The 16,104-nt window shown below is 72.0% G+C and carries 19 protein-coding genes; 14 read left to right on the forward strand and 5 right to left on the reverse strand.

Annotated features, from left to right (window positions below; translation table 11 throughout):
• The first annotated feature begins 93 nt into the window (after positions 1-93).
• The 7 genes from MKW14_RS05605 to MKW14_RS05635 all read left to right on the forward strand — a co-directional run bounded on the left by MKW14_RS05605 (position 94) and on the right by MKW14_RS05635 (position 5,520).
• Complete coding sequence (locus MKW14_RS05605) at positions 94-1,599, forward strand: MFS transporter (protein WP_240859345.1); 1,506 nt, start codon at positions 94-96, stop codon at positions 1,597-1,599.
• A 162-nt stretch (positions 1,600-1,761) separates the two neighbouring features.
• Positions 1,762-2,769, forward strand: coding sequence for a Ppx/GppA family phosphatase (locus tag MKW14_RS05610; protein WP_240859347.1), 1,008 nt, complete (start codon positions 1,762-1,764; stop codon positions 2,767-2,769).
• 18 nt (positions 2,770-2,787) lie between these two features.
• The gene (locus MKW14_RS05615) at positions 2,788-2,967 is read left to right on the forward strand and encodes a hypothetical protein (protein WP_240859349.1); all 180 of its coding nucleotides are present in this window, start codon (positions 2,788-2,790) and stop codon (positions 2,965-2,967) included.
• 159 nt (positions 2,968-3,126) lie between these two features.
• Entirely contained in the window at positions 3,127-4,140 is a 1,014-nt protein-coding gene (locus MKW14_RS05620; protein WP_240859351.1) for an iron-containing redox enzyme family protein, read from the forward strand.
• A 21-nt stretch (positions 4,141-4,161) separates the two neighbouring features.
• Positions 4,162-4,815, forward strand: a complete 654-nt coding sequence (locus MKW14_RS05625) for a HemK2/MTQ2 family protein methyltransferase (protein ID WP_240859354.1) — start codon at positions 4,162-4,164, stop codon at positions 4,813-4,815.
• Positions 4,796-4,993, forward strand: a complete 198-nt coding sequence (locus MKW14_RS05630; RefSeq protein ID WP_240859355.1) for a CDGSH iron-sulfur domain-containing protein — start codon at positions 4,796-4,798, stop codon at positions 4,991-4,993. The genes MKW14_RS05625 and MKW14_RS05630 overlap by 20 nt, the downstream gene beginning before the upstream one ends.
• 149 nt (positions 4,994-5,142) lie before the next feature.
• Complete coding sequence (locus MKW14_RS05635) at positions 5,143-5,520, forward strand: STAS domain-containing protein (protein ID WP_240859358.1); 378 nt, start codon at positions 5,143-5,145, stop codon at positions 5,518-5,520.
• Between the two features lie 133 nt (positions 5,521-5,653).
• Here MKW14_RS05635 and MKW14_RS05640 read toward each other — a convergent pair whose 3' ends face one another.
• Positions 5,654-6,085 (reverse strand): protease inhibitor, encoded by a 432-nt coding sequence (locus tag MKW14_RS05640; RefSeq protein WP_240859360.1) that lies wholly within the window; start codon positions 6,083-6,085, stop codon positions 5,654-5,656.
• A 326-nt stretch (positions 6,086-6,411) separates the two neighbouring features.
• Here MKW14_RS05640 and abmR point away from each other — a divergent pair, with 326 nt between their 5' ends.
• Both abmR and MKW14_RS05650 read left to right on the forward strand, forming a co-directional pair.
• Positions 6,412-6,963: an ATP-binding transcription factor AbmR gene (gene abmR, locus MKW14_RS05645; RefSeq protein WP_240859362.1), complete on the forward strand. Its 552-nt coding sequence runs from the start codon at positions 6,412-6,414 to the stop codon at positions 6,961-6,963.
• A gap of 116 nt (positions 6,964-7,079) precedes the next feature.
• On the forward strand, positions 7,080-8,249 hold the full coding sequence (locus MKW14_RS05650; protein ID WP_240859363.1) for a lactate 2-monooxygenase: 1,170 nt from the start codon (positions 7,080-7,082) through the stop codon (positions 8,247-8,249).
• A 35-nt stretch (positions 8,250-8,284) separates the two neighbouring features.
• On the opposite strand, the gene MKW14_RS05655 is transcribed toward MKW14_RS05650, so the two are convergent.
• The 3 genes from MKW14_RS05655 to MKW14_RS05665 all read right to left on the reverse strand — a co-directional run bounded on the left by MKW14_RS05655 (position 8,285) and on the right by MKW14_RS05665 (position 10,948).
• Positions 8,285-9,892 (reverse strand): RICIN domain-containing protein, encoded by a 1,608-nt coding sequence (locus MKW14_RS05655; protein ID WP_240859366.1) that lies wholly within the window; start codon positions 9,890-9,892, stop codon positions 8,285-8,287.
• A gap of 429 nt (positions 9,893-10,321) precedes the next feature.
• The gene (locus MKW14_RS05660; RefSeq protein ID WP_133043641.1) at positions 10,322-10,699 is read right to left on the reverse strand and encodes a toxin Doc; all 378 of its coding nucleotides are present in this window, start codon (positions 10,697-10,699) and stop codon (positions 10,322-10,324) included.
• A 3-nt stretch (positions 10,700-10,702) separates the two neighbouring features.
• Positions 10,703-10,948 carry a hypothetical protein gene (locus MKW14_RS05665; protein ID WP_240859368.1) on the reverse strand — a complete coding sequence of 82 codons (246 nt, stop codon included), beginning with the start codon at positions 10,946-10,948 and terminating at the stop codon, positions 10,703-10,705.
• Positions 10,949-11,093: 145 nt separating this feature from the next.
• Between MKW14_RS05665 and MKW14_RS05670 the strand changes: the two genes are divergently transcribed.
• Positions 11,094-11,585, forward strand: coding sequence for a methylated-DNA--[protein]-cysteine S-methyltransferase (locus MKW14_RS05670; protein ID WP_240859369.1), 492 nt, complete (start codon positions 11,094-11,096; stop codon positions 11,583-11,585).
• A gap of 27 nt (positions 11,586-11,612) precedes the next feature.
• Positions 11,613-12,323, forward strand: a complete 711-nt coding sequence (locus MKW14_RS05675) for a 2OG-Fe(II) oxygenase (protein ID WP_240859659.1) — start codon at positions 11,613-11,615, stop codon at positions 12,321-12,323.
• Here MKW14_RS05675 and MKW14_RS05680 read toward each other — a convergent pair.
• Positions 12,320-12,931, reverse strand: a complete 612-nt coding sequence (locus MKW14_RS05680) for a hemerythrin domain-containing protein (RefSeq protein ID WP_240859371.1) — start codon at positions 12,929-12,931, stop codon at positions 12,320-12,322. The genes MKW14_RS05675 and MKW14_RS05680 overlap by 4 nt on opposite strands.
• Before the next feature lie 171 nt (positions 12,932-13,102).
• On the opposite strand from MKW14_RS05680, the gene sigJ reads away from it, so the two are divergent.
• The 3 genes from sigJ (at position 13,103) to MKW14_RS05695 (ending at position 16,100) form a co-directional block, all read left to right on the forward strand.
• Positions 13,103-14,020, forward strand: a complete 918-nt coding sequence (gene sigJ, locus MKW14_RS05685; RefSeq protein ID WP_240859373.1) for an RNA polymerase sigma factor SigJ — start codon at positions 13,103-13,105, stop codon at positions 14,018-14,020.
• Complete coding sequence (qcrB, locus tag MKW14_RS05690; protein ID WP_240859375.1) at positions 14,017-15,486, forward strand: cytochrome bc1 complex cytochrome b subunit; 1,470 nt, start codon at positions 14,017-14,019, stop codon at positions 15,484-15,486. Before sigJ ends, qcrB begins: the two co-directional genes overlap by 4 nt.
• A 101-nt stretch (positions 15,487-15,587) precedes the next feature.
• Positions 15,588-16,100, forward strand: coding sequence for a hypothetical protein (locus MKW14_RS05695; RefSeq protein WP_240859376.1), 513 nt, complete (start codon positions 15,588-15,590; stop codon positions 16,098-16,100).
• Positions 16,101-16,104: the final 4 nt, after the last annotated feature.

Genomic DNA, 16,104 nt, shown 5'->3' on the forward strand with positions numbered 1-16,104 from the left:
AGGGTTTAGGGTGCAGGTGTACGAAACCGTTTCGTTCAAATTCTTGCGTCGGTTTCACCGTCCAGCCCGAACGACTTCCCTGGAGTGGTTCTCATGTCCCAGAAGACCCTGGCCGAGGGTGCCGACGTCGGCATCCTCGCCGAACCCGAACACCCCGCGTCGCCGAAACGCTGGTGGATCCTCGCGGTCGTCGCCCTCGCCCAGCTGATGGTGGTCCTCGACGCGACGATCGTGAACATCGCGCTGCCCTCCGCCCAGAAGGACCTCGGCTTCTCCGACGGCAACCGCCAGTGGATCGTCACCGCCTACGCGTTGGCGTTCGCCTCACTGCTGCTCCTGTGCGGCCGCATAGCCGACCTGTTCGGCCGCAAGGCGGCCTTCCTCACCGGTGTCGTCGGCTTCGCCGCGGTGTCCGCGCTCGGCGGCGCCGCCAACGGCTTCGGGATGCTGGTCAGCGCGCGCGCCCTCCAGGGCGCCTTCGGCGCGCTGCTCGCGCCGGCCGCGCTCTCGCTGCTCAACACGACCTTCACCGACGCCCGGGAACGGGCCAGGGCGTTCAGCGTCTACGGCGCCATCGCCGGTGCCGGCGGTGCGGTGGGCCTGCTGCTCGGCGGATTGCTGACCGACGCGCTGGACTGGCGCTGGACGCTGTACGTCAACGTCGTGATCGCCGTGGTCGCCTTCGCCGGCGGCTGGTTCCTGCTGACCAACCACCGTGACGCGCGGAACGGCAAGCTGGACGTCCCGGGCACGGTACTCGTCGCCGCCGGTCTGTTCTCGCTGGTCTACGGCTTCTCCAACGCCGAGACGCACGACTGGGGCTCGGCGCTGACCTGGGGCTTCCTGATCGTCGGCGGGGTGCTGCTGGCAGCCTTCGCCTGGTGGCAGACCAGGGCCGCGCACCCGCTGCTGCCGCTGCGCATCCTGCTCGACCGCAACCGCGCTGCCTCCTTCGTCACGGTGCTGATCTCGGCCGGCGGCATGTTCGGCGTGTTCCTCTTCCTCACCTACTACCTCCAGCTCAACCTCGGCTTCAGCCCGACCAAGACCGGTGTCGCGTTCCTGCCGATGGTGGCTGCCCTGATGGTCGCGGCGCAGCTCGGGACCACGGTCCTGCTGCCGCGCACCGGGCCGAAGGCGCTCGTTCCGCTGGGCTTCGCCGTCGCCGCCGTGGGCATGGCCTGGCTCACCGGGATCGGCATCGGATCCAGCTACCTCAGCGCGGTGCTGCCGCAGCTCATCGTGACCGGCTTCGGTCTCGGTCTGGTCATGCCGGCCTCCATGCAGCTGGCCACCGGCGGAGTCACCGCGGAGGACGCGGGTGTGGCCTCCGCGACCGTCAACGCCATGCAGCAGGTGGGCGGTTCGATCGGTACGGCGCTGCTGAACACCCTCGCCGCGAGCGCCGCGACGAACTACCTGTCCGGCCGGGACGCCACCAGCAAGCTGGTGCAGGCCCAGGCGACGATCGAGAGCTACACCACCGCGTTCTGGTGGTCGGCGGGCCTGTTCGCCGCGGGTGCCGTGATCGCCCTGCTGCTCTTCCGCCGTGGAGTGTCCCAGCAGGACGCGGACGCCGCGCCGGTGATCCACATGTGATCACCGGGACCTGAGCCGCCCGGACCGAGGGGCCGCCGTCTGCAGGGAGACGGCGGCCCCTCGTCGTATGTCGTCGCCTGTCGCGGGGGGTTCGGAGGATCGAGACCAGGGTGAGACCGTCGCCGAGCTTTGGTCCGCGCGCAATTGGGTACCCACGGGCCCATGCGAATCAGCGTCGTGGATGTGGGGTCGAACACGGTCCGGCTCGTGGTGGCGGACGCGGAGGGCGGGGTGCCGCTGCCGGTGCACACCGCGAAGTGGCGGCTGAGGCTGTCTGAACATGTCAAACCGGGGAGCGACATCCCGCAGGAGGACGTGGAACGGCTGGTCGAAGCCGTCGGCGAGGCCGCCCGCACCGCGAGCCGCTGGGGTGCCGCCGGGCCACTGGCCTTCGCCACCGCCGTGGTACGGGCCGCCCCGAACCGGCAGGAGGTGCTGCGCGCCGTCCGCTCGCGGACCGGGGTCGGGCTGTGTGTGCTGCCCGGCGAGGTCGAGGCCGAACCGACCTTCCTCGGCGCGCGTCGCTGGATGGGCTGGCGGTCGGGACCGCTCGCCCTGCTGGACATCGGCGGCGGCTCCCTCGAAGTGGCCTTCGGGCGGGGCCGGTTGCCGGACTTCGTGGCCTCCCTCCCGCTCGGGGCGGGCCGGCTCACGCACGAGTTCTTCCCCGACCAGGACGCTCCCACCCCCGAGCAGGTACGCGCCCTGCGCCGCAAGATCCGCCACCAACTGCGGGACGTGGCGGCGCGGATCCGCTGGGAGGGGCCGCGCACCGCGGTCTTCACCTCCCGTACCTTCCAGCAGCTGGGCCGGCTGTGCGGGGCCGCGCCCGGGCGCCACGGACCGTTCGTGGAACGGGAGTTGCACCGCAGAGACCTGCGGCTGGCCGCCGATCGGCTGGCCGCGCTGCCCGTCGCCGAACGCGCCCTGCTGCCCGGCATCTCCGCGCCGCGCGCCGCGCAGAGCCTGGCGGGGGCGGTCGTCGGCCACACCGCGATGAAGCTGACCGGGCTGAAGTCGGTCAGCGTCTGCCCCTGGGCGATCCGCGAGGGAGTGCTGCTGCGGCACATCGAGGACGGGCCGTCCTGGTGGGCGGAGGTCATCCGGCTCAACGAGACGCCGGCCGCGCCGGAGCCCGTGCCGCTGCGGATCGCTGCCGCGACGAGTTGAGGAGAGGGAGGAGTTCTCGTGTCGCGAGACGACAAGAACAGGGATGAGCAGAAGGACACGGCGCTGGAGGAGGTGCTGCGCGAGATCGAGGATGCGGAGACCCGTGCCGGGGGCTCCGCCGAACGGGGGCGGCATGAAGGGGAGGCGGGTGACGCGATCACGCCCAATGTGGGTGCGCAGGAGGAGTCCGAAGGGTAGTGACGCCGTCGGATGTGCCGTGGGCGGTCGTATGGCGAGTGCCGGACCGTTGTGGCTGGTCGCGCCCCGCGGCGGAGCCGCACAGTGTTACAGCCCCGCGCCCCTGAGGGGCGCCACTGTCGCGGGGGTGACGAGGTGCCCCACGGGTACCCGGGAGCCATGAAGCACGATGCTGAAGGGCCGCTGCTGCCCGCCTCCCGGGGGCCCGTTTCCGGTGCCGTCAAGGAGTATCTGGTGGGCAGCGGGGATTTGCCTCGGGATGAGGACGTGGCGGGGGCCGGGGTGTATGGGGACGACCTCCAGCTGGCGATGTATCTCTGTTACGAGCTGCACTATCGCGGGTTCGCGGGGGTAGGGCCGGAGCGGGAGTGGGATCCGGATCTGCTGCGGCTGCGGGCAGGTCTTGAGCATCGGTTCCTGACCGCGCTGCGCGCCGACACCCCGGTGCACGACTCCGTCGAGGACGCGCTCGGTGAGTTGCTCGTCGAGCCCGTCGACGGAGCCGGTGTCTCTCATTTCCTGCGCGACGAGGGTGAGTTGTGGCAGGTGCGGGAGTATGCCGCGCAGCGGTCGCTGTACCACCTCAAGGAGGCCGACCCGCATGCGTGGGTGCTGCCACGGCTCGCGGGGCGGGCCAAGGCGGCGATGGCCGCGGTGGAGTTCGACGAGTTCGGCGGCGGGCGCCCCGACAGAGTGCACGCCCGGCTGTTCGCCGACCTGATGACCGACCTCGGCCTGGACACGACGTACGGCCGCTATCTCGACGCGGCGAGCGCGGAGATGCTGGTCACCGTCAACCTGATGTCCCTCTTCGGCCTCCACCGGGCCCTGCGCGGCGCCCTGGTCGGCCATTTCGCCGCGGTCGAGATCACCTCCTCGCCCGGCTCCCGGCGGCTCGCCGAGGCGATGCGCCGCACCGGGGCGGGTCCCGCCGCCGAGCACTTCTACGACGAGCACGTCGAGGCGGACGCCGTCCACGAACAGGTCGTACGCCAGGACGTCATCGCGGGTCTGCTGGCCGACGAACCGCACCTGGCGCCGGACGTGGCGTTCGGCATCGACGCGACCGGATTCGTCGAGGACCGCTTCGCCACCCGGCTGCTGGAGGACTGGCGGGCGGGCCGGTCGTCCCTGCGGGCGGGCGACGTTCCGGAAATCTCCTTTATTTCGTGACCGCCGGGGTACCTGAGCCAGGTGAATCCACTGGTACCCCCGGGTGTGTACGCCCCGCAGGAAGACACCGACCTCCTGGTCGGAGCTCTGTCCGAGGAACCACTCGCGCCGGGTGCGCACGTCCTGGACGTGGGCACCGGGAGCGGCGCCCTGGCGCTCGCCGCCGCCCGCCGTGGCTCGCGGGTGACGGCCGTCGACGTGTCCTGGCGGGCGGTGTGCACCGCGCGCGTGAACGCGTGGCTCGCCGGACTGCCGCTGCACATCCGCCGCGGAAACCTCTTCGCACCCGTGCGGGGCCAGTCCTTCGACCTCATCCTGTCCAACCCGCCCTATGTGCCGACCCCGTCGGACCGCGCGGCGCCGCGCGGTGCGGCCCGGGCCTGGGACGCGGGCGGGGACGGCCGGCTGGTCCTCGACCGGATCTGCCGGGAGGCGCCGGATCTGCTGCGCCCGGGCGGGGTGCTGCTGATGGTCCACTCCGCGCTCAGCGGACCCGACCGCACGCTCGACCATCTGCGGGGCGCGGGCCTGAAGGCGACCGTGACGGGGCGCCGCAGGATCGCGCTCGGTCCCGTGCTGCGCAGGAGAGAGCGCTGGCTGCGGGAGCAGGGGCTGCTGTCGGCCGCCGACGAGAAGGAAGAGCTGGTGATCGTCCGTGCCGAACTCCCCGTCTGACTCCCCTCGCCGTGTCAGGATCCAGCGCAAGGGCCCGCTGCTCGTGGAGGGCCCGGTGGAAGTGGAACTGGAGGACGGCAGCACGGTCGCCTCCGACCGCTTCCGGGTCGCGCTGTGCACCTGCCGCCGCAGCCGCCGCTTCCCGTGGTGCGACACCAGCCACCGGGACCGCGCATGACGGCCCGAAGTGATTGATTGTCAAGCACTTTCGTTGGCATTCACCTTGTCGAGTGAACCAGATCTTGCGGGCCGCGCCACAGGGATGTTTCCGCGCGAGCCGGGGTAACTACGGGGATCGAATGCGCCCCTTGCCCTGGTGGAGCGGCCATGACCCCGGATGCGGACGACCGTGCCCTCGAACATCCCGCGCCGAACCCCCATGCCCGCACCAGGACCTCGGGACGCTTCACCGTCGTCGAGGTCACGGGCGAGATCGACCTGGCGACCGCGGGACTCGTCGCCGAGCACCTGGACGCGGCGACCGCCCGGCCACTGCCGGACGTGTTGGTCGACCTGCGGTACGTCGCCTTCTTCGACTGTTCCGGACTGCGTGTCCTGTGCCGGGCCGAGACCCGGGCCCTGGAGCGCGAGGGGCGGCTGCGGATCGTCTGCGACCAGCCGCGCATCCGTCGGCTGTTCGCCGGCACGGGTCTGCTGAAACGCTTTCCGCCCCTCCCCGGGGTTCCCGGGGAGGGGCGGAGGTGATGCCAGGGGTCGGCGGGCGGCCCCACTCCGCCCTGCCGACCCCTGGTGCGAGATCGCTGGGTACCCCACGACGGAAGCCCGCACTCCCCATCCGCGGGCCTCTCAGGTGCCCGGGGACCGCGCGATCCCGGTCTCAGAAGGCGAAGACGTCGCTCATGTAGGCGTCCTTCACGCACTGGTTGGCGAAGGTGCGCTCGTAGGAGACGCGTTTGCCCTGCCAGACGCCGTCGGCGGTCACGACGACGGGGTCGTACAGCTTGGTGCACAGCACGTCGTCTCTGGGCGCCAGGGCGTCGAGTCCGCCGGCGGCGCGCAGTTCGGCGCAGGCCAGGGCGGCGGCCGGGTGGGTGCCGGAGGGCGTGGGGGCGCAGCTCAGGGTGACCGCGCGCTGCGGGGTCACGGTGGCGGCGCTGTCGCCGTGCCCGATGGTGAGCACCAGGGCCGAGGGGGCGTAGAGCGAGGCGGGGGCGGCGGCCGGGGTGGCGAGGGCGGCTCCGGTGAGGGGGCCGCAGACGGCGGTGGCCGTGAGGGCGAGGGTCGCCGCCCAGCGCGCGGTGTTCCGCATTGTGTGCATCCTTCCGCTGGATTCCAAAGGGGTGCCGGACCGTTTCGGGTCGGTGCCGGACCGGCGAGCGCGAGTCTGCCGAGTCCGCCGCGGAAACTCACCTCGACCCCCTGTGAATCAGTAACCTTGCGTGTTGAATCAGTGGCGCGAAGTCACGGCATCCGACCGGTCGAACCCCGGAACTGAGCGGTTCTTGATCGCCCGAAGCAGCCAAGTGGCTGATTCCGCCCGCTTCGTTAATCGGCCTGAAACATTCCGGTTGAGCTCTCCGCTGACTCCCCCCGCACCCCCTTGTGTTCATGGAAATGCCGAGTAATCGTCATTACATGATTACGACCGAGCAGCACGAGAAACTGCGCGGCTGGTTCACCGGCCGCCTTCCCGACGACCTCTTCGAGGAGCTGGCCGAGCTCACCGCCGACCGCGAGGAGATCACCGTCATCGGCCGCATCCCGGCACCCCGGCTCGCCGAGGACGCCTCGGCCGCCGAGCGGGAGGCGGCGGTCCAGGGCCGGATCCAGGAGTTCCGCGAACGCACCCGGGAGGCCCGGGTGGCGGTGGCGCGCGAGGCCGAGCACCGCTTCCGCCGCAAGGTGTCCTGGGGTGTGGTGTGCGGCGGCGAGCGCGCCCTGTTCACCCATGTCGCCGCGCCCGTGATGACCCGGCTGCGCCAGCCCGAGCGCCAGGTCCTCGACACCCTCATCGCGGGCGGGGTGGCCCGCAGCCGCAGCGACGCCCTCGCCTGGTGCGTACGGCTGGTCCAGCGCCACACCGACGACTGGCTGACCGAACTGCGGGACTCCCTCGAGCACGTGCAGCGGGTCCGGGCTCAGGGCCCCGACGCCGAGCCGCAGGACGCGCCGACCGACGACGAGTGACGGATCAGCCGTCCCCCGGCGATCACGACCCGGCCTCAAGGCTGGTGCGCCGCCCCGCACATACCGGCGAGTATGGTCGGTGCGGCACGTGCTCGATGCGGAGAGGCGGGGCGACGGTGGCGAAGCACTGGGCGGATTTCCAGTACGAGATCTATCTCAACGGGATGAGCGGGGCGGTGCCCCGGCTGCCCACCGATCTGACCAGGCTCGAGGCGCTGGCCGAGACGCGGCTCGGACCGGGCCCGGTCGGTTACGTGGCCGGCGGCGCGGGCGACGGCAGCACCATGCGGGCCAACCGCGCGGCCCTGGAGCGACGCCGGATCGTGCCCCGCATGCTGCGGGACGTCGGTGAGCGGGACCTCTCGGTGCGGGTGCTGGGCCGACCGCTGCCCGCGCCGGTGGCGCTGGCGCCCGTCGGCGTACTGTCGATCATGCATCCGGACGCCGAGTCCGCCGCCGCCCGCGCCGCCGCCGCGCACGGGGTGCCGTACATCCTGTCCTCGGCGTCCAGCACACCGATGGAGCAGGTGGCGGAGGCTCTCGGCGACACCGAGCGGTGGTTCCAGCTGTACTGGGGCAAGGACCGCGAGGTGACCAGGAGCTTCCTCGGGAGAGCGAAGGCCGCCGGGTTCTCCACCCTGCTCGTCACGCTCGACACCCCGCTGGTGTCCTGGCGCCCCCGGGATCTCGACCTCGCCTACCTCCCGTTCCTGCACGGAGTGGGTACCGCCAACTACTTCACCGACCCGGCCTTCCAGGCGGGACTGGCCAAGCCCGTGCACGAGGATCCGAACGCGGCCGTGCTGCACTTCCTCGGGCTGTTCGGGGACGCCGGACACACCTGGCCCGACCTGGCCTTCCTGCGGGAGAACTGGGACGGCCCGATCGTCCTCAAGGGCATCCTGCACCCGGACGACGCCCGGCTCGCCGCCGACGCCGGCATGGACGGCGTGGTCGTCTCCAACCACGGCGGGCGCCAGGTCGCCGGTTCCGTCGCGGCCGCCGACGCGCTGCCGCGGGTGGCCGAGGCGGTCGGCGAGAGGCTGACCGTCCTGTTCGACAGCGGCGTCCGCACCGGCGACGACGTCTTCAAGGCACTCGCGCTCGGCGCGCGGGCCGTCCTGCTCGGGCGGCCCTACGTCTACGGGCTGGGCCTGGACGGACAGACGGGCGTCGAGCACGTGATCCGCTGTCTGCTCGCCGAGTTCGACCTGACCCTCGCCCTGTCCGGGCACGCCACACCGGCCACGATCAGCGCCGCCGACCTCGTCGAGGGCCCCGTGTGACCGCCCCGGGGGAACGTCCTCGCCAAAACGCGGCGCTACGCCCGCTCCTCCGCGAGTTCGGCGGGACGCACCGGGGGCTTCTCCGGGCCCGTGATCGCCAGTGACCCCGGGGTGGCGGACGCGGGCGGCTCGGTCAGCCACCGCTGCGCGGCCGAGCCGTCCCGCACCTTGACGACGATGTCGGCTCCCGGGTCGTCGGTCGTGGCGGCCAGGGCGAGCCGCTCGTCCCAGCGGGGCAGCAACTCGCCGCGCACGGTGAGGTCGTAGCGCACGGCGTCACCGCCCTTGCACCTGCCGAGGACGACCACACCGGCGTCCACGTGCGAGTCCAGGCACAGATCGGGGGCCGCCGCGCTGCGCAGCAGTCCGTCGCCGCCGTAGGACCACTGCTGGCCCGAGTCGGTCGAGCAGGCCGCCAGTTCGGTGTCGGCGCCCGCCTTCGCCTTGCCCCGGACGGCGAGGCAGAGGTCGGCGGAGGCGTTGCGCAGTCTCGAGTCCCGCGGCACCGTTGGCGGTTCGGCGCTGCCGGGCGAGGACTGGGCGCCGGCACCGGGGGTCGAGCCGTCGCTCGCGCTGTTGGAGGCGGCCGGGTCGACGCCGTCGTCGTGGGACCACATGCCGACGACGGCGACCGTGGCGATCAGCCCGGCGGAGGCGACGCCGAGCACCGTCAGCAGCGCCCGCGAGGTGCGCAGCGCGCCCGGGGTGCCGCGGCCGGGCAGGGGGATGCGGGGCAGGATGCGGGGACGGCCGCCGCCGTGCCGGGCGGAACCGTGCGGGCGCGGGGTGCGGGACCGCGTGCTCTGGCCCGCGCGGCCTGGACGGGACTCCAGATAGCGGCGGGCGCCCCAGCCGAGGACGGCCTCGGCCAGCAGCACTCCCAGACCGCCCTCGAAATGGCTCAGTTGTTCGGCGGCGAAACGGCAGTAGCGGCACTCGGCCAGATGGTGCTGGACATCGGGCAGCAACGCTCCGCCACGCCGGATCGGAACGTCGAGGAGACGGTTGTAGAAGCGGCAGTCCTTGGTCGGCGCGAGTTCCCGATGGGCATGTACACATCCTTCACGGAATTTTTCCCGCGCCTGTTCGAGTGCGGCCGAAGCGGTCTCTGTGTCCATGCCCAGCAGACCGGCCGGGACGGTTATCGCCTCGGCCTCCACCTCGGTGTGCCAGAGCAGACACCGGGCGAGTCCGGGAAGGGCCTGGAATGACCGCTCGGCCAGTTTGCGATTTTCGGGCGTCATCGACTTCGCCGAACGCATCCCCCGGCCGCCCGCGGGTTTCAGCAGCTCCGGAAGAACGGCGGATATCCGGTCCTCCGTCGTCCAGGCGCGGACCGTCTCCCGGACCGCCACCAGTAACCGCGGTCGCAGCGCGAGCGCCGGCTCGCCGAGTGCCAGCCGGTCGAGCACCTGGTGGAAGGCGGTCGAGGTCACCATGGAGGCGACCTCGGTGCGGGAGGCGAGGCAGATGGCCGCGTAGTCGCGGGCCGGCTGCCAGTGCCGCGTCATGAGCAGCGCGACGGAACGTCCGGTCTCATCGTCGGGGCGGCCGCGGAGCCGGGCGGCGACGTTCTCGTCGGAATCTCCCGGAACCCCGCCGGCCGGCGGGTAAGGCGGACGAGGGGGGTGGGGGGTGGGCACTTGAGCGAATTCCTTCCCACGCGCAGAGAACACACAGGAGTCACAGCCGCCGAAAAGGCCCCCTGTGGTGCACACCTCTTGCCCCGGCCATTCCCCCCGCACGGGTGGTCAACCCTTGCACAACACGCTGATGACCAACAAGGCACTTGAGCAACATCCGCATCTTTGAAATTAAGTCAGATACGCTCGCAACTCGCGTTCCCCGCCCCAGCTTTCCTCATTCCGAGCGCCCCGTGTGAAACAGGCGCACGCGCCGGAGCACCGCGCACGCTCCCGGCGTGCACGCCCCCGTAGTGCACTGGTGGCGGACCTTCTCGAAAGGCCCCGCGCAGGACGGCGGCTCTCCTGCGCCGTACGGGCCGCCGGCCTTGTTCCTCCCGCCCTCGGCCGGCGGCCCCGGGGGGTGACAGGGCCGTGCGGCCGGGGTCCTCAGATCTGCCAGGAGCGCAGCCGGTCCGCCGCGCCGTAGACGTCGGTCTTGCCGTCGATCAGGTCGCGGGCGAGATCGACGAGGGCGCCGTAGGGCGGGTCGATGCCGACGCCGCTGACGAACATGTACGCCACGGCGGTCGAGCAGGCGAAGCGGGCGTTGGCCGAGGGCAGCGGCTTCAGCAGCGCGAGGGTGTGCAGCAGGGCGGCCGCGCGCCAGGCCGGGTCGGAGTCCACGCCGAGGCGGGGCGGGTCCACGCGGTGCCGGGCCACGGCGGCGACCAGCGCGGAGAAGTCGTTGACGGTCGGCTGGTCCGGCAGGACCTCTTCATGGCGCTGCAGCAGCCAGGGCACGTCGATGTGGATGACGGATGCCATCGGTCAGGCGACCCGCCCCTCGCCCGTGGCGGATGCCTCGTCCTCGGGGAACGCGGCCGCGAACTCGTCGGCGTGGGAGGCGAAGAAGCGGCGGAACGCCTCCGCCCCTTCCTGCAGGGCCCGGTGCCGGGCTATGTCGGCCGCCGCCGCCTCGCGCACGAGCGCCTTCATCGACGTGCCGCGTTCCTTGGCGATCTGCCGCAGATCCTCGAGTTCACGATCACTGAACTCCACATTCAGGGCTGGCATGCCCTCACGGTACCGCCGAGGTACTCATGCGTAAATACTCCCTGCTCACAGCACCCGCGCGACGGTACCCGGAGGGTTGCCCCCGGGTGAGGACCACGTCCGATTCCCGCCGGTCGCGGCCGGTGCGGCGCAGCAGACTTGAGCCATGGACACGTACACGACCATCGACAGCCCCCTGGGCGAACTGCTGCTGGCGGGGCGGGAGACGACCCTCACCTCGCTGTCCCTGCCGGGACAGCGGGGCGCGCCGGCCGTCGGCGCGGCCTGGCGGCGCGACGACACGGCCCTCGCCGAGGCGGCCCGGCAGCTCTCCGCCTACTTCGCGGGCCGGCTCACCCGCTTCGACCTGGACCTCGCCCCCGCCGGCACCGCCTTTCAGCAGCGGGTGTGGCGGGCCCTCGACGACATCCCGTACGGCACCACGACCACGTACGGGGAACTCGCCACGCGGCTGGAGGTGCCGCGGCACGAGATCCGGGCCGTGGGTGCGGCGATCGGGGCCAATCCCCTGCTGATCGTCCGCCCGTGCCACCGCGTGATCGGCGCCGACGGCTCGATGCGCGGCTACGCGGGCGGGGTCGAGCGCAAGGTGTGGCTGCTGACCCACGAGGGCGCGCTGCAGCCGACGCTGGTGTGACGGAGGGGGACGGACGTGACGCTCACCATGGCCCAGGCCCGCAGGCGGGCCGGCGACACCGACTGGGCGGCGCTCGCCGCCGAGCTCGACGTGCACGGCAGCGCGCCCACCGGACGGCTGCTGACGCCGGCCGAGTGCCGTGACCTCGCCGCGCTGTACGAGAAGCCGGAGCTGTTCCGGACCACCGTCGACATGGCACGCCACCGGTTCGGCTCCGGCGAGTACCGGTACTTCGCCCACGACCTGCCCGCCCCGGTGGCCGCGCTGCGTGCCGCCCTGTATCCCCGGCTGCTGCCCGTCGCCCGGGACTGGGCGGCCCGGCTCGGCCGCCCGGCGCCCTGGCCGGACTCCCTGGAGGAGTGGCTGGAGCGGTGCCACGCCGCGGGGCAGGACCGGTCGGCGCAGATCCTGCTGCGGTACGGAGCGGGCGACTGGAACGCGCTGCACCGGGACGTCTTCGGCGAGCTCGTCTTCCCCCTCCAGGTGGTCGTCGGCCTCGACGTGTACGGCGCCGACTACACCGGAGGCGAGTTCCTCATGGTCGAGCAGCGGCCCCGGGCCCAGTCGCGGGGCACCGCGACCGCGCTGGAACAGGGCCACGGGCTCGTCTTCACCACCCGAGACCGTCCGGTGCGCACCCGGCGCGGCTGGTCGGCCGGGGCGATGCGGCACGGGGTGAGCACCGTGCGCTCCGGCCGCAGGCACGCGCTGGGCCTCGTCTTCCACGACGCGTCCTAGACGCCCGCCCACAGCCCTCTGCGACGGTAACTCCCCTCCCAGAACAGCCGGTTGATGAGGCGCACCGGCGCCGGGAGCGAGCCGAAGAAGCGCTCGCGGTCCGCCGGGCCCGCGCCGTCGACGATCCACGGCACGAACACCGAGGCGCCGCGCAGCCCTTGGGTCTCGCGCATCCGTCCGGTGAAGGCGCCCCAGTCGGCGGCGGTGAGGACGTCCCGCATCAGCGGCAGCGCGCTGTTCTCCTCGTGCCCCAGATGGTCGTCCAGGGTGGCCCTCAACGCCCGCACCAGGTCGGGCAGTTCGGGTGCCCGGTCGGTCAGTGCCGTGTCGACCGCCGCGAGCAGGGGGTCGATACGGGCGTGCTCGGCCTCCATGTCGTCGAGCAGGGCGAGGTCGCGGGGGCGCCCGGAGAGGCGTTCGCGTACCCGGGGCCACAGCTCGCTGTCCTCGGCGGTGTGGTGGATGCGCAGCTGCCGGGTGAAGTTCGCCCAGCCGGCCCGGACACCCGGCGTGTGCGCCCGGCCCTCGGCGACCGCCTGCGCGAGGCGCTCGAGATCGCGCCGGAAGGCGTCGTGCGAGGCGTACATCGCGGTGAAGTCGATGCTCATCGGGTCCCTCCTGTCGAATCGGTCTCCCGTGCGGGACTCGTGTTCAAGAGGGCGGGCCGGCCGGCGAGTGTGACGTCGCTGAGACGTGCGTCACACACGTCCGGTCCGATGTCACACTCGGGCCCCCGGTTCGGGTCGAAGTAGTGAGCGCACCTACGGGGAGGTCCACGTATGTCCGAGAGTTCTGTCGATGAGGCGACCGATGTCTTCATCGGCCATCGCGAGCTGCTGTTCGGCCTGGTCTACAACATGCTGGGCAGCGTCGCCGACACCGAGGACGTGCTGCAGGAGACCTGGCTGTCCTGGACCGGCCGGGGCACGGCGGGCATCGACAACCCGCGCGCCTACCTGGTCCGCATCGCCGTCAACCACGCCCTCCAGCGCCGCGGCGTGATCACCCGCCGCCGCGAGACCTACGTCGGCCCCTGGCTGCCCGAGCCGCTGGTCGCCGACGGCGACGGCGCCGAGGACCCGGCCCTGCGCACCGAGTCGGTGTCGCTGGCGATGCTGGTCGTCCTGGAGTCGCTGACGCCGCTGGAACGCGCGGTGTTCGTGCTCAACGAGGTCTTCGGGTACGCCCACACCGAGATCGCGGAGATCATCGACCGCACCCCGGCCGCCGTACGCCAGCTCGCGCACCGCGCCCGGGGGCATGTGCACGCCCGGCGGCCGCTGTACCGGGCGCATCCGCGGGTGCGCCGGGAGGCGACCGAGCGGTTCGTGCGGGCGGCGCTCGGCGGGGACATCGCGGAGCTGATGGAGATCCTCGCACCCGATGTCACGGTGTGGACGGACGGCGGCGGCAGGCGCAAGCCGGCGGGTCTGAAGCCGGTGCACGGCCGGGACAAGGCGGTCCGGCTGATCAACTCCTTCACCACCCGGGGACGCGGGCCCACGGACCTCGACCTGCGCTACCGCCGGGTCAACGGCGACGACGCCGCCGTGCTGTTCCAGGGCGACTCCCCGTACGCGGTGATGGTCATGGACCTCACGCCCGACGGCGACCGGGTCAGCGACGTGTACATCGTGACCAACCCCGACAAGCTCACCCACGTGCGCAGGGACGAGAAGGCGGAGGAGGCCGAGTGAGCGCCACCGAGACCCCCGGCAGGGGCGAGCGGGTCGCCGACTGGCTCGACGGCCGCCTCGGCATCCACGCGCTGGGCCGCAGGTACCTGCGCAAGGTCTTCCCGGACCACTGGTCCTTCCTGCTGGGCGAGATCTGCCTGTACAGCTTCGTCGTCCTGGTCCTGACCGGGATCTTCCTGACCTTCTTCTTCCATCCGTCGATGAACGAGGTGACGTACCACGGCGGCTACCTGCCGCTGAACGGCGTGCGGATGTCGGAGGCCTACGCCTCCACGGTGCGCCTCAGCTTCGACGTGCGCGGCGGGCTGCTGATCCGGCAGCTGCACCACTGGGCGGCGCTGGTCTTCGTCGCCGGGATGCTGACGCACATGATGCGGCACTTCTTCACCGGCTCGTTCCGCAAGCCCCGGGAGGTCAACTGGCTGTTCGGCTGGGCGCTGCTGTTCCTCGGCCTGTTCGAGGGCCTGTTCGGCTACTCGCTGCCGGACGACCTGCTGTCGGGGACGGGGCTGCGCTTCGTCAACGGCGCGCTGCTGTCGGTGCCGATCGTCGGGACGTATCTGTCGATGTTCCTGTTCGGCGGCGAGTTCCCGGGCCACGACATCGTGGCGCGCTTCTACTCGCTGCACGTCCTGATCATCCCCGGCGTCATGGCCGCGCTCGTCGTGGCCCACCTCATCCTGGTCGTCTACCACAAGCACACGCAGTTCGCGGGCCCGGGACGGACCGAGCGCAATGTCGTCGGCACCCCGTTCATGCCGGTGTACCTGGCGAAGGCGGGCGGCTTCTTCTTCCTGGTCTTCGGCGCTCTCACGCTGGTCGCGGCGGTGGCGACGATCAACCCGGTCTGGGTCTACGGCCCCTTCCGCCCCGACCAGGTCTCCACGGGCGCCCAGCCCGACTGGTATCTGGGGTTCGCGGAGGGTCTGGTGCGGGTGATGCCGGGGTGGGAGATCACCCTGTGGGGTCACACGCTGGTCCTGGGCGTGCTGATCCCGGTCGTGGTCTTCCCGCTCCTCCTCGTCTTCATCGGGGTGTACCCGTTCCTGGAGGCGCGGGCGACCGGCGACCGGCGTGAGCACCACCTCCTGGACCGCCCGCGCAACCGTCCCGTGCGTACCGGGATCGGGGCTGCCTGGATCAGCCTCTACCTGGTCCTGCTGGCGGGCGGCGGCAACGACATCGTCGCCACCCGCCTCCACCTCTCCATCAACACGGTCACCTGGACGGTCCGCGTCGCGGTGTTCGTCCTCCCGGCGATCGTCTTCGTCGTCACCCGCCGTGTCTGCCTCGGCCTCCAACTCCGCGACCGGGAACTGGTGTTGCACGGCCGCGAGACCGGCGTGATCAAGCGGATGCCGAACGGCGAGTACGTCGAGGTCCACCAACCCCTCACCCAGGCGGAGCTGCACACCCTGACCGCGCACGAACGCCCCCGGGAACTCGTCGAGCACGAGCGGCGGTAGCCCGGCCGCCGAGGCAACCACCGAGGCCGCCGCGGTGTCTCCCCCACCGACACCCGGGCGCGCACCGGCGCTCGCCCGCCGCACACTCGTGGGAGGCACCGATGGCCATGGTCGGCCTGTTCTGGATCACCGAGGACTCCGTGTACCTGGGCGCGGAGCCCGTCGGGACGGCCTCCGGGGTCAGGCTGACGGAGGACGGCGTCGAGCCCCTGGGCTCCGGGCACGGATCGTCCTGGAGCTGGGCCGAGGTGCGGCGGATCGAGGCCGCCGACGTGGCCGTGCGCTCCGGCGCCCGGCGGCTGGCCTCGCTGGCATGGGACTCCGTGGCGGTCCTGGTGACCGGCGACGGCGAACTGCCCCCGGCCTTCACCGTACGCGTGGAGACCGCCGACGGCACCGAGGAGGTGAGCGTCCTCTCGACCGCTGTCGGCGGCGTCCACACACCCGACGAGTACGAGCTCTCCCGCACCCTCCTGGAACGGATCACCGACAGCCGCGAGGTGGTCGGCGAACTGCTCGCCTGGGGCCGGCACCACGCCGCGGAGGGCACCCCGCGCCGCGAGGAGCGCGAGGCGCTGCTCCGCAAGTGGGCCGGCGCCCAGCTTGATCTTTGACGGC

The sequence above is a fragment of the Streptomyces gilvus genome (assembly GCF_022513565.1).
Lineage (GTDB): Bacteria > Actinomycetota > Actinomycetes > Streptomycetales > Streptomycetaceae > Streptomyces > Streptomyces gilvus.